The 11,934-nt window shown below is 71.7% G+C and carries 11 protein-coding genes; 8 read left to right on the top strand and 3 right to left on the bottom strand.

All coding sequences use genetic code 11. The features are described 5' to 3' along the window. The first annotated feature begins 146 nt into the window (after window positions 1-146). Window positions 147-1,385, top strand: coding sequence for a GNAT family N-acetyltransferase (locus A6P39_RS27340; protein ID WP_067039499.1), 1,239 nt, complete (start codon window positions 147-149; stop codon window positions 1,383-1,385). Between the two features lie 25 nt (window positions 1,386-1,410). Here the strand turns inward: A6P39_RS27340 and A6P39_RS27335 are convergent, their stop codons facing one another. Both A6P39_RS27335 and A6P39_RS27330 read right to left on the bottom strand, forming a co-directional pair. Next, the gene (locus A6P39_RS27335; protein ID WP_067039497.1) at window positions 1,411-2,220 is read right to left on the bottom strand and encodes an Fpg/Nei family DNA glycosylase; all 810 of its coding nucleotides are present in this window, start codon (window positions 2,218-2,220) and stop codon (window positions 1,411-1,413) included. 64 nt (window positions 2,221-2,284) lie between these two features. Then, window positions 2,285-2,770, bottom strand: a complete 486-nt coding sequence (locus A6P39_RS27330; protein ID WP_067039495.1) for a ribose-5-phosphate isomerase — start codon at window positions 2,768-2,770, stop codon at window positions 2,285-2,287. 224 nt (window positions 2,771-2,994) lie between these two features. Between A6P39_RS27330 and A6P39_RS27325 the strand changes: the two genes are divergently transcribed. Beyond that, the gene (locus A6P39_RS27325) at window positions 2,995-4,422 is read left to right on the top strand and encodes an amino acid permease (RefSeq protein ID WP_067039494.1); all 1,428 of its coding nucleotides are present in this window, start codon (window positions 2,995-2,997) and stop codon (window positions 4,420-4,422) included. A gap of 207 nt (window positions 4,423-4,629) precedes the next feature. On the opposite strand, the gene A6P39_RS27320 is transcribed toward A6P39_RS27325, so the two are convergent. Beyond that, window positions 4,630-5,214 carry a biotin transporter BioY gene (locus tag A6P39_RS27320; protein ID WP_067039493.1) on the bottom strand — a complete coding sequence of 195 codons (585 nt, stop codon included), beginning with the start codon at window positions 5,212-5,214 and terminating at the stop codon, window positions 4,630-4,632. Between the two features lie 448 nt (window positions 5,215-5,662). Here A6P39_RS27320 and A6P39_RS27315 point away from each other — a divergent pair, with 448 nt between their 5' ends. From A6P39_RS27315 to A6P39_RS27290, 6 genes are all read left to right on the top strand, one after another. Beyond that, entirely contained in the window at window positions 5,663-6,862 is a 1,200-nt protein-coding gene (locus A6P39_RS27315; protein WP_067039490.1) for an ROK family transcriptional regulator, read from the top strand. A 215-nt stretch (window positions 6,863-7,077) separates the two neighbouring features. After that, window positions 7,078-8,121, top strand: a complete 1,044-nt coding sequence (locus tag A6P39_RS27310; RefSeq protein WP_067039488.1) for an ABC transporter substrate-binding protein — start codon at window positions 7,078-7,080, stop codon at window positions 8,119-8,121. Continuing rightward, entirely contained in the window at window positions 8,118-8,963 is an 846-nt protein-coding gene (locus A6P39_RS27305; RefSeq protein ID WP_067039486.1) for an ABC transporter permease, read from the top strand. Before A6P39_RS27310 ends, A6P39_RS27305 begins: the two co-directional genes overlap by 4 nt. Then, window positions 8,939-9,673: an ABC transporter ATP-binding protein gene (locus tag A6P39_RS27300; RefSeq protein WP_067039484.1), complete on the top strand. Its 735-nt coding sequence runs from the start codon at window positions 8,939-8,941 to the stop codon at window positions 9,671-9,673. Before A6P39_RS27305 ends, A6P39_RS27300 begins: the two co-directional genes overlap by 25 nt. Beyond that, a complete protein-coding gene (locus A6P39_RS27295) occupies window positions 9,670-11,013 on the top strand; it encodes an LLM class flavin-dependent oxidoreductase (protein ID WP_107304213.1) in 1,344 nt (447 codons plus the stop codon). Before A6P39_RS27300 ends, A6P39_RS27295 begins: the two co-directional genes overlap by 4 nt. 12 nt (window positions 11,014-11,025) lie before the next feature. After that, on the top strand, window positions 11,026-11,922 hold the full coding sequence (locus A6P39_RS27290) for a TauD/TfdA dioxygenase family protein (protein WP_067039482.1): 897 nt from the start codon (window positions 11,026-11,028) through the stop codon (window positions 11,920-11,922). The last annotated feature ends 12 nt before the right edge of the window (window positions 11,923-11,934 follow it).

Below are 11,934 nucleotides of genomic sequence, written 5' to 3'. Positions count from 1 at the left end.
TGCTTGGCACGGGAGGTCCCACTTGTCCCCCGTGCGGGGCTCCGCCTGACGGCTCGTCCTCACAGTGAACGGCACCGGGGGCCGCCACGCTGCCGACCCGGACAAATTCGCTGGCTCGTCCCGCAACGCCCTGATAGGCATGGCTCATGGGGACTGAGGGCACGACCGAGCTGACCGTGCTGCGGCCGGAGGAGTTCGACCGGTGGTGGGACGGCCTGGTCCGGGCCTTCGGCGGGGTGGCCTCCGCCGAGGAGCGCGAACTGGACCGGTCCGTCACGGAGTTCGACCGCTCGCTGGCCGCCCGGGACGGGTCGGAGATCATCGGGTCGGCCGGGGCGTTCAGCTTCCGGATGACCGTGCCGGGCGGGGCCCTGGTCCCGACGGCGGGCGTGACCATGGTGAGCGTGGCCGCCACCCACCGGCGGCGCGGCGTGCTGACGTCGATGATGCGCCGGCAGCTGGACGACGTGCGGGCGCTGGGCGAGCCGCTCGCGGTGCTCACCGCGTCCGAGCCCGCGATCTACGGCCGCTTCGGGTACGGCGCGGCCACCTTCCGTACGAGTGCCGAGATCGACACGGGCCGGGTGACGCTGTCCCTGCCGCCGGGGGTCGAGGGCGTACGGGTGCGCTATGCGGCGCCCGCCGACGTCCTGGGCGCCTGCGAGGCGGTCTACGCGGCGCTGGTGCCGCTGCGGCCGGGGATGCTGGCCCGGCAACCGGGCTGGGAGCGGGCCGGTCTCCTCGACCCCGAGAGCGAGCGGGGCGGGGCGTCGGCGCTGCAGTGCGCGGTCGCCGAGCGGGACGGCGAGGTGACGGGGTACGTCCGCTTCCGCACCAAGATGGGCTGGGGCGAGAGCGGCCACGACGGCACGGTGCACCTGAAGGACCTGGCCGCGCTCGATCCCGTCACCGAGGCGGCGCTGTGGCGGTTCCTGTTCGGCATCGACCTGATGACGACCCTGTCGGTGGGGTCACGGCCGGTCGACGACGCCTGGCGGTACCTGGTCTCGGACACCCGCCGCTGCCGGCCGCGGCTGAGGGACGACGGGTACGTCCGTCTCGTCGACGTCGGTGCGGCGCTGTCGGCGCGTACGTATCAGGCACCGGTCGATGTGGTGCTGGAGGTGGCGGACGCCTTCTGCCCATGGAACGCGGGGCGTTGGCGGCTCACCGGCGACGCGAAGGGCGCGTTCTGCGAGCGGACCACGGACGCGGCCGATCTCGCCCTGTCGGTACGGGAGTTGGGCGCGGCCTATCTCGGCGGGGTGAGCCTGCTGTCGCTCGCGGCGGCCGGGCGGGTACGGGAGCTGCGGCCGGGCGCGCTGACGGAGGCGTCGGTGGCGTTCGGCTCACCGGTGGCCCCGTGGCTGCCGCACGGCTTCTAGAACCGCCCCGCCTTCCGGCGCCGGTTCACCGCTTCTGGCAGGTGGGGCACCAGAAGAGGTTGCGGGCGGCGAGGCCGGCGGTGCGGATCTCGTCGCCGCAGATGTGGCAGGGCAGGGTGGCGCGGCGGTAGACGTACACCTCGCCGCCGTGGTCGTCCACGCGGGGCGGCCGGCCCATGGCCTCGGGGGTGTGCTCGGCCCGGACGGTGTCGATCCTGTTGTTCCGGACGCCCTCGCGCATCAGCCCGACGAGGTCGGCCCAGATGGTGTCCCACTCGGCCGGGGTGATGTCCTTGCCCGCGCGGTACGGGTCGATGCCGTGCCGGAAGAGGACCTCGGCGCGGTAGACGTTGCCGACGCCGGCGACGATCTTCTGGTCCATGAGCAGCGCGGCGATGCTCGTACGGCTGCGGGAGATCCGCCGGTACGCGGCACTCGGCTCGGCGTCCTCGCGCAGCGGGTCGGGGCCGAGCCGGTCGTGCACGGCCTGTTTCTCGGAGTCGGTGATCAGCGCGCAGGTGGTCGGGCCGCGCAGGTCGACGTACGCGGTGGCGTTCGCGAGCCGGAGCCGGACGGTGTCGGCCGGCGGGGGTGCGGGGGCGTCACCGAAGCCGACCTTGCCGAAGAGGCCGAGGTGGATGTGGACCCAGTCGGTGTCCCGGAAGCCGAGGAAGAGGTGCTTGCCGTGGGCTTCGGTGGCCGACAGCTCGGCGCGGTCCACAAGGGCGGCCGCATCGGAGAACTTGCCCTGGGGGCTGGTCACCCGCGGGGTGGTGCCCCGGAAGCGCTCGGCGTAGTCCTGGGCCAGCCGATGAATGGTGTGCCCTTCCGGCAAGGCGGAGCTGTCCCTTCCTCGGGGTGAACAGGCGGGGGCCTGGGGGCCGGAGCCCCCAGGGGCCCTACTGCTGGGGGTGGTGAGCCGGGATCGGGGGGAGGTCGCCCGTCGTTTCGTAGGCCGACAGCATGTCGATGCGGCGGATGTGGCGCTCGTCACCCGAGAACGGGGTGCCCAGGAAGGTCTCGACGAACTTCGTCGCCTCCTCCTGCGTGTGCATGCGCGCGCCCACCGCCACGACGTTGGCGTTGTTGTGCTGGCGGCCCAGCGACGCGGTCTCCTCGCTCCAGGCCAGCGCGGCCCGCACGCCCTTGACCTTGTTCGCGGCGATCTGCTCCCCGTTGCCGGAGCCGCCGATCACGATGCCGAGGGACTCGGGGTCCGCAGCCGTACGCTCCGCCGCGCGGAGGCAGAAGGGCGGGTAGTCGTCCTGGGCGTCGTAGATGTGCGGCCCGCAGTCGACGGGCTCGTGGCCCGCCTCCTTGAGCCACTGGACGAGGTGGTTCTTGAGTTCGTAGCCCGCATGGTCGGAGCCGAGGTGCACGCGCATGCCACGAGTGTGACACGGCTGTTCCGGGGCAGCAGCCCCGGGTGCCGGTGCGAACCGGGCTTTGAAAAGAGTGCCCGAAATGTGAGCGAGGCCATAGAACCTCAAGGGAACCTCAAGTAACGATCCAGTTTCAGAGGTTCCCCAATTCATTTGCCTCGGATTCACTGGACCGACTCGTACACCGCTCGTGCGAGCCGCTCCACCTGGCGTAAAGGAAACCGTCCATGACCCCTGGTTCGGGCCTCCAAGCAGGACTCAAGAACCGCCACCTGACGATGATCGCGATCGGTGGTGTGATCGGAGCCGGCCTCTTCGTCGGCTCCAGCTCCGGTATCGCCACCGCGGGACCAGGCATCCTCCTGTCGTACGCGCTCGTCGGCACCCTCGTCGTCCTCGTGATGCGGATGCTCGGCGAGATGTCCGCCGCAAACCCCACCTCCGGCTCCTTCTCCGCGCACGCCGACCGTGCCCTCGGGCGCTGGGCCGGGTTCTCCATCGGCTGGCTCTACTGGTTCTTCTGGGTCGTCGTGCTGGCCGTCGAGGCCACCGCCGGCGCCAAGATCCTCGCGGGCTGGGTCCCGGCCGTGCCGCAGTGGGGCTGGGCGCTCATCGTGATGACCGTGCTGACCGCGACCAACCTGGTCTCCGTCGGCTCCTACGGCGAGTTCGAGTTCTGGTTCGCCGGCATCAAGGTCGTCGCGATCGGCGCGTTCATCCTCATCGGTCTGCTCGCCATCTTCGGCGTCCTGCCGGGCGTGCACGCGGACAAGGCGAGCTTCGGCAATCTGACGAACCACGGCGGCTTCCTGCCGCACGGGCCCGGAGCCATCCTGACCGGTGTGCTGCTGGTCGTCTTCTCCTTCATGGGCAGCGAGATCGCGACCCTGGCGGCCGGCGAGTCGGAGGACCCGCAGCGCGCGGTCACCAAGTCCACCAACAGCATCATCTGGCGGATCGGCGTCTTCTACCTCGGCTCGATCCTCGTCGTGGTCTCGCTGCTGCCGTGGAACGACCCGACCATCAAGGCTCAGGGCTCCTACGTCGCCGCGCTGAACTCCCTCGGCATCGCGCACGCCGGCGAGATCATGAACGTGATCGTGCTGACGTCGGTGCTGTCCTGTCTCAACTCCGGCCTCTACACGGCCTCCCGGATGGCGTTCTCGCTCGGTCAGCGCGGTGACGCGCCGAAGGTGTTCGCCCGCACCACCGCCCGCGGTGTGCCGATGGCGGCGATCCTGGCCTCGGTCGTCTTCGGCTTCGTGGCGGTCTTCTTCAACTACGCCTACCCGGACACCGTCTTCCTCTTCCTGGTCAACTCCTCGGGCGCGGTGGCGCTGTTCGTGTGGCTGGTCATCTGCTTCTCGCAGCTGCGGATGCGCAGGATCATCCTGCGGGAGGCGCCGGAGAAGCTCGTCGTGAGGATGTGGCTGTACCCGTACCTGACCTGGGCGACGGCCATCTTCATCATGGGCGTCCTCGGCTACATGCTGACCGACACCGAAGGCGCGAGCAGCGGCCGTACGACCGTGCTGCTGTCGGTGGGCGTGGCGGCGGTCGTCGTCGTGATCGCCCTGGTGAAGCAGAAGTTCGGCCCGGACCGTGCCGAAGGCGCGGCCGCCGTGGACACGGCCGAGAAGGTCACCACCGGCTGACGCACCGGAGCAAACCGCGGTACACGGCCGCACGACCCGACGGCACCCGTCGGGTCGTGCGGCCGAACTGCATCCCATGGCCGACGAGGCCCACGCTTCCGGCGGGCGACCGGAGTGCGGGGCCGTACGGCCCCGATACGCGAAAGAGGCTCGTCCGGGTCGGGGAGACGTACGACCCGGCGAACCTCTTCCGCGCGAACCACCGTGTCAGTCCTGCTTGCCGGCCAGCTTCCAGGCGGTGGGCAGCACGCCCATGGCGAGGGCGGCCTTGAGGGCGTCGCCGATCAGGAACGGGGTGAGGCCGGCCGCGACCGCCTGGGACAGGGACAGGTGGGCGGCCAGGGCCAGGTAGGGCACGCCGACGGCGTAGATGACGGCCTCGCCGAGGATCATCGCGCCCGCCATGCGCAGCGGGGAGCGGTCGGCGCCGCGCCGGGCCAGGGCGCCGACGGCGGCCGAGGCGAGCAGCATGCCGAGGACGTAGCCGAAGGAGACCATGCCGGCACCGGAGGTGCCGTCCGCGAACCACGGCACACCGGCCGCGCCGGCGAGCGCGTACAGGGCGAGGGAGAGGAAGCCGCGGCGGGCGCCGAGCGTGGTGCCGACGAGCAGCGCGGCGAAGGTCTGCCCGGTCACCGGCACCGGCGAGTGGGGCACCGGGACGGCCACCTGGGCCGCTATGCCGGTGAGCACGGCGCCGCCGAGGACGAGGGCCGCGTCGCGGACGCGGGACGCCGGCAGCAGGTCGGCGAGGACTGCGCCGGGGCGAGCGGTGGCGGTGGCGGTGCTCATGGGGACTCCGCGGGTGAGGGGGCAGACAGGAACACCGTGACGCTATACCGCTCCCCTCGTGCCGATCACCGTCACCGGTCGACAAAGGCTGGAGCGAGGCCTTGGTGGGCTCCGTACAAAGGGTGGGGGCTCCACAGGGTTCGACGTGATCACGGTCACTGAGGTGGAGTGGCCTGCGGTACCTCGCCCTTCGGCGGCGCGCCTGTGGACTCCCGCCAAAGCCCCGCGAGGTGGCCGTCTCGCCCGTCGGTCGTGCTCTGGGCAGCGCGGGGGCGTTTTGCTAGCTTCGCTCGCATGGTCGCCCAGGCCCGGAACCTCACGTCGCGTCGCTATGTCGACCTGCGACGCCAGGGCACGGCCACCTGTCGCCGCCCGGGGTAGGGGCGGGCTGCACGGCACGCCTCCCCTTTCCGAGACGTGTCGGCCCCGTTCCCGAGGACGGTTCTCCATGCCCCGCACCGCGGTATCCACCCTTGTCTCGCCCGTTCCGCGTGCCGCCGACAGCGACCGGCGGCGCACCAGCGCCAGTGTCGTGCTGCGGTCCGTGCTGGAGCACGGACCGGTGGCGCGCAGCACCATCGCCCGGCTGACCGGGCTGTCGCCCGCCTCGGTGACCGAGCACTGCGGCCGGCTCACCGGCCTCGGTCTGATCCGGGAGTCCGCCGCGCCCCGCCGCTCGAACGGGGTCGGCCGGCCGCACGTACCGCTCGAGCTTGACGACACGGGGTTCCTGGTCGCCGGGGTGCACGTGGCCGTGCCGTACACGACGGTGGCGCTGCTGGATCTGCGTGGCCGGGTGGTGGCCCGCCGCGAGCTGAAGCACGAACGCACCGATCCCGGCTGGGTGCTGGGGAGGGCCGCCGAGGGGCTGGCGGAGTTGCTCGCCGGAGTGCCGGGGCGCCGGCCGCTGGGCATCGGGGTGGCCGTCGGCGGCTGGGTGGACCGGGAGACGGGCAGTGTGGTCGAGCACCCGCTGCTGGGCTGGCGCGAGGTGCCGGTGCGGGGGCTGCTCGGCGCCCGCACCGGCCTGCCGGTCCATGTGGACGGGCACGCCCGGGCGCTGGTGAACGGTGAGCGGCTGTTCGGGCGGGCCCGGGGCTGCCGGAGCGTGCTGCACCTGTTCGTGGGCAATGTGGTCGACGCGGCCTTCGCGACCAACGACGAGGTGCACCACGGGCCGCGTTCGGCGGCCGGGACGATCGCGCACCTGCCGGTGCCGGGCGGCACCGAACCCTGCCCCTGCGGCGGCAGCGGCTGCCTCCAGGTGGAGCTGAGCGAGCGGACGCTCAGCCGGCGGGCCCGCGCGGCCGGGGTGACCGGCTCGGCCAACCCGATGCACGTGGTGGCCGCGGCGGCGGCCGGGGACACCTTGGCCCGGCGGCTGCTGGTGGAGCGGGCCCGGGCGACGGGGCGGGCGGCCGGGCTGCTGCTGGACGTGCTCAATCCGGAGACCGTCGTGGTGACCGAGGTCGGCGTGATCCATTTCGAGGACTGCCTCGCGGCTCTGCGGGAAGCGGCCGGAAAGGGCCGTGCGGCGGCCGTGATGCCGACGAGTTTCCCCGATTCCGTGCTGGCTGTGGCGGGCGGTTCGGTGGCGCTGGACGTGCTGTTCCGGGATCCGCTGGGCACATCACCTGAGGCTATTTAATTCAGAAACTCGGAATGTTGACAGGGGGCGATCGTGGCCGGGAACATGCTGGTCATGGACCCGCTCAGGAGTTGTCGCACCCTCTGTTGCTGACACATTGCCGCGCATGAAGCGCGTGTTTCCCGCTGCGTGAGTCTTTCTTCCTCCGGCCTGCCTGCCCGGAATTCCTGCTGCGCCTTCCCCTCTTTTCCCTCTTTTCACCTGGGAGTTCTCCCATGCACCGTCGTGTCTTTCTCTCCTCCTTGCTGGGCGCGTCCGCAGCCGTGGCAGGCCTCAGCGGCTGCGCCAAGGGCGATGCCTCCGCCGACACCAAGGGGGCCGCCACCAAGCCGCTCGCGGACAAGGTCCCGGCCGGGACCAGCCTGAAGATCGCCTCCTACCTGGGGCAGCAGCAGCTGCAGTTCAGGCTGGCGAAGCTGCCCGCGCTGCCGTTCACCGTGTCGAACTGGCTGAACATCGGGGCGGGCCCGGATGTCATCAACGCCTTCCGCGCGGGGTCCCTGGACCTGGCCAACAACGCGGGCATCCCGCCGATCCAGGCGCACTACCAGGGCTACGCCGCGAAGATCGTGGCGATCGACCTCACCCGCAAGCCCAACTACCTCTTCGCCACCAAGCCCGGCAGCGACATCCACACCGCCCGCGACTTCAAGGGCAAGCGGCTCGCGTTCTCCCAGGGGCAGGCCCAGGGCGTCGTCCTGCTGCGGGCGCTGAGGCAGGCGGGCCTGAAGTACGACGAGGTGAAGCTGGTCCCGCTGACCAGCAACCAGTTCTTCACCGCCCTGCAGTCCGGGCAGGTCGACGTGGCCCCGCTCGCCATCAGCCAGGCCCCCGCGTATCTGCAGAAGTACGCGGCGAAGGGTGCCCGCACCATCCCCACCGACGTCGTCGACCTGCTCAACCTGCTGTGGGCGCCGCAGTCCGTGCTGAACGACCCCGCCAAGGCCGCCGCGATCGCCGCCTACATCCCGCAGTGGGCGAGGGGCCAGGTGTGGCAGTACGAGCACCCGGACGTGTGGAACGAGGAGTTCTACGTCAAGACGCAGAACCTGACCCCCCAGCAGGCGCAGGGCATCTCCAGGCTCGCCAACAAGCCGCTGTTCCCGCCCAGTTGGGACGAGGCGATCAAGTGGGAGCAGGAGACCGCCGACCTGCTCGCCGAAGGCGGCTTCGTGAAGAGGTTCGACGTCTCCTCGCTCTTCGACCACCGCTTCGAGCCGATCGCCGCCAAGGCCGTACCCGAGGAGTACCGGAAATGACCGCCGTGACCACGACGACCGCCGTACCGGCGGCCCAGGCCGGGGAACTCCCCGAGGTCCGGCGGCGCCGCCGGCTCTCCCCCGGCCGCCGGCTGCCCGCCGCCCGGCTGATCGGCCCCCTCGTCGTCCTCGCCCTGTGGGCCGCCGCCTCCGCCGCCAAGGCCCTCGACACGGGGGCAATCCCGGCACCCTGGACGGTGCTGCGGACCGCGGGTCGCCTGTGGAGCGACGGCACGCTGCCCGCCGACGTCCTGACCTCACTGCAGCGAGCGGGATACGGCTTCGCGATCGGCCTGGTCGCGGGCGTGCTGCTCGCCCTCGCCGCCGGGCTCAGCCGGACCGGGGAGGCGCTGATCGACGGGACCGTGCAGCTCAACCGGGCCATCCCGACACTCGGCCTGATCCCGCTGTTCATCCTCTGGCTGGGCATCGGCGAGGCCTTCAAGATCGCCATCATCGCGATCGTCGTCTACGTACCGGTCTACCTGAACACGCACGCCGCGCTGTCCGGCATCGACAGCCGCTACGTCGAACTCGCCGAGGTACAGGGCCTGTCCCGGCTCGCCTTCGTCCGCCAGGTCGTGATCCCCGGCACGCTGCCCGGATTCTTCGTGGGACTCCGGCTCGGGGTGACCGGCTCCTGGCTGGGCCTGGTGGTGCTGGAGCAGATCAACGCCACCAGCGGCCTCGGCTACCTGATGTTCCAGGCGCAGAACTACGGCCAGACCGACGTGATCCTGGTCGGCCTGCTGATCTACGGCGTCTTCGGCCTGGTCTCCGACAGCGCGGTCCGTCTGATCGAACGGAGGGTGCTGGCATGGCGCCGCACACTGAGCAGCTGACCCGGCCCGCCGTCCGGCTCCGCGGCCTGACCCGGTCGTTCGAGGACCGTACGGTCCTCGACGGCATCGACCTGGACCTGCCGGCCGGACAGTTCACGGCCTTGCTCGGGCACAGCGGCTCGGGCAAGTCCACCCTGTTGCGGGCGGTCGCCGGACTCGACCACGGGGTCGCGGGAAGCGGCCGGCTCACCGCCCCCGAGCGCGTGTCGGTCGTCTTCCAGGACTCCCGGCTGCTGCCCTGGCGCCGGGTGCTGGACAACGTCCTGCTGGGCCTGGACGGCAGGGACGCCGAGGAGCGCGGCCGGGCCGCCCTCGCGGAGGTCGGGCTGAAGGGCCGCGAGCGGGCCTGGCCGGGCGAGCTGTCCGGCGGCGAGGCCCAGCGGGCCGCGCTCGCCCGCTCCCTGGTCCGCGAGCCCGAACTCCTGCTGGCCGACGAGCCGTTCGGGGCGCTGGACGCGCTCACCCGGATCAGGATGCACAACCTGCTGCGCGACCTGTGGAAACGCCACCGGCCGTCCGTGCTGCTGGTCACCCACGACGTGGACGAGGCGATCGTGCTCGCCGACCGCGTCCTCGTCCTCGACCAGGGCCGCATCGGCCTCGACCTGACCATCGACCACCCCCACCCGCGCTCCTACCGCGAAGCCCTGCTGGGCGAGTACCGCGAGCAGCTGCTGACCGCGCTGGGCGTCACGGAGGACCACCAGTGACAGAGAGAAAGCTCCACCTCAACGCGTTCCTGATGAACACCGGCCACCACGAGGCCTCGTGGCGGCTCCCGGAGAGCGATCCCCACGCGCACGTCGACCTGAAGCACTACGTCCGGCTGGCCCGGGCCGCCGAGCGCGGCACCTTCGACTCCCTCTTCCTCGCCGACGGGCCCCAGCTGTGGGGCAACCTCGCCCAGCGCCCGGCCGGATCGCTGGAACCGCTCACCCTGCTGACCGCGCTGGCGACGGCCACCGAGCACATCGGCCTGATCGCCACCGCCTCCACCTCCTACAACTCCCCCTACAACCTGGCCCGCAGGTTCGCCTCGCTGGACATCATCAGCGGCGGCCGGGCCGGGTGGAACATCGTCACCACGGCGGGAGCGGAGGCCGCCCGGAACTTCGGGCTCGACGCGGAGCCCGCGCACGCCGAGCGGTACGCCCGGGCGGCCGAGTTCCTGGACGTGGCACTCAAGCTGTGGGACAGCTGGGAGGACGACGCGGTCGTCGCCGACAAGCCGGCCGGCGTCTGGGGCGACGACAGCAAGCTCCACCCGCCCCGGCACCGGGGCACGTACTTCAGTGTCGCGGGCGCGCTCAACGTCCCCCGCACGCCCCAGGGCTACCCGCTCCTCGTGCAGGCGGGGTCGAGCGAGGACGGCAAGGCCTTCGCCGCGCGCTACGCGGAGGCGGTCTTCACCGCCCAGCAGACCCTCGCCGGCGCCCAGGCCTTCTACGCCGACCTCAAGTCCCGTACCGGGCGGGCCGGACGCGACCCCGGGCACATCAAGGTGCTGCCCGGGATCGTGCCCGTGCTCGGCTCGACGGAGGCGGAGGCGCGGGCGGCCGAGCAGGTGCTGGAGGACCACATCGTGTACGACCACGGGGTGGCCCGGCTGGAGAGCCTGCTGCAGCTCGCGCCCGGCACACTGGAGCTGGATTCCGCGCTCCCCCGCGACCTGCCGCCCGAGTCCGCCGTCGAAGGTGCCAAGAGCCGCTACACACTCGTGGTGGAGCTGGCGCGCCGCGAGAAGCTCACCGTCCGGCAGCTGATCGGCCGGCTCGGCGGCGGACGCGGCCACCTCACCTTCGCCGGGACGCCCGAGCAGGTCGCCGGCCAGATCGAGAGCTGGTTCACGCAGGGCGCCGCCGACGGCTTCAACATCATGCCCGCCGTGCTGCCCTCCGGTCTGGACGCCTTCGTCGAACACGTCGTACCGATCCTGCGGGCCCGAGGCCTGTTCCGCACCGAATACGGCCCCCGCCAGACCCTGCGGGAGCGCTACGGCCTGCCCCGCCCCGCCAACCAGTACCTGTCCCCGGCTCCCGCCCTCGTCTGAAAGGACCCGCCCATGTCCCTCGAGATCACCAAGGTCACCGCCCGCATCGGCGCCCGTGTCTCCGGCGTCGACATCAGCCGCCCGCTCGCCCCGGAGCAGGTCGCCGCGGTCCGCGAGGCCCTCAACGTGCACAAGGCACTCGTCTTCGCCGCCGACGGCCTGGACGACGCCGGCCAGCAGGCCTTCGCCCGCCACTTCGGCGACCTGACCACCGCCCACCCGACGGTCGGCGCCGTGGAGGGTGCCCCGAACGTGCTGCCCGTCGACAGCGAGCGGGGCCGCGCCAACCACTGGCACACCGACGTCACCTTCGTCCTCAACCCGCCGCAGGCCAGCACCCTGCGCTCGATCACCGTCCCGCCGTACGGCGGCGAGACCCTGATCGCCAACGCGGCTGCCGCCTACCGCGACCTGCCCGAGCCGCTGCGCCGCTTCGCCGACACCCTGTGGGCCGAGCACACCAACGACTACGACTACGCCGTACCGGACGAGGAGGTCGACGAGGAGAAGGCCGCCCAGCGCGCCCAGTTCACGTCCATCACGTACCGCACGGCCCACCCCGTGGTGCGCGTGCACCCGCTGACCGGCGAACGCGGCCTGTTCATCGGCGGGTTCGCGCAGCGGATCGTCGGCCTGTCGACGGGCGAGTCCCGCAGGATCCTGGACCTCCTCCAGACGTACGTCACCCGCCCCGAGAACATCCTGCGCCACCGCTGGTCGGAGAACGAGCTGGTCCTCTTCGACAACCGGATCACCCAGCACTACGCCATCGACAACTACGACGGGCAGCCGCGCCGGCTGCACCGGGTGACCGTCGCCGGTGACGTCCCGGCCGGCATCGAGGGCAAGGAGAGCTACTCGATCGAGGGCGACGCCTCGCACTACACACCGGTGCTCGCGGCCGCGTAACCACCGGTTCAC

It is taken from the genome of Streptomyces sp. FXJ1.172 (assembly GCF_001636945.3).
Taxonomy (GTDB): Bacteria; Actinomycetota; Actinomycetes; order Streptomycetales; family Streptomycetaceae; genus Streptomyces.
Note: the sequence above shows the minus strand (reverse complement) of the source record. Positions and strands in the feature narration are given on the sequence as shown.

Bases quoted from the DNA above. Each gene is read 5' to 3' on its own strand.
- A6P39_RS27320 (WP_067039493.1), bottom strand. From the start codon at position 5,214: ATGAGCACCGCCACCGCCACCGCTCGCCCCGGCGCAGTCCTCGCCGAC.
- A6P39_RS27310 (WP_067039488.1), top strand. From the start codon at position 7,078: ATGCACCGTCGTGTCTTTCTCTCCTCCTTGCTGGGCGCGTCCGCAGCC.
- A6P39_RS27305 (WP_067039486.1), top strand. From the start codon at position 8,118: ATGACCGCCGTGACCACGACGACCGCCGTACCGGCGGCCCAGGCCGGG.
- A6P39_RS27330 (WP_067039495.1), bottom strand. From the start codon at position 2,770: ATGCGCGTGCACCTCGGCTCCGACCATGCGGGCTACGAACTCAAGAAC.
- A6P39_RS27315 (WP_067039490.1), top strand. From the start codon at position 5,663: ATGCCCCGCACCGCGGTATCCACCCTTGTCTCGCCCGTTCCGCGTGCC.
- A6P39_RS27300 (WP_067039484.1), top strand. From the start codon at position 8,939: ATGGCGCCGCACACTGAGCAGCTGACCCGGCCCGCCGTCCGGCTCCGC.
- A6P39_RS27325 (WP_067039494.1), top strand. From the start codon at position 2,995: ATGACCCCTGGTTCGGGCCTCCAAGCAGGACTCAAGAACCGCCACCTG.
- A6P39_RS27290 (WP_067039482.1), top strand. From the start codon at position 11,026: ATGTCCCTCGAGATCACCAAGGTCACCGCCCGCATCGGCGCCCGTGTC.
- A6P39_RS27340 (WP_067039499.1), top strand. From the start codon at position 147: ATGGGGACTGAGGGCACGACCGAGCTGACCGTGCTGCGGCCGGAGGAG.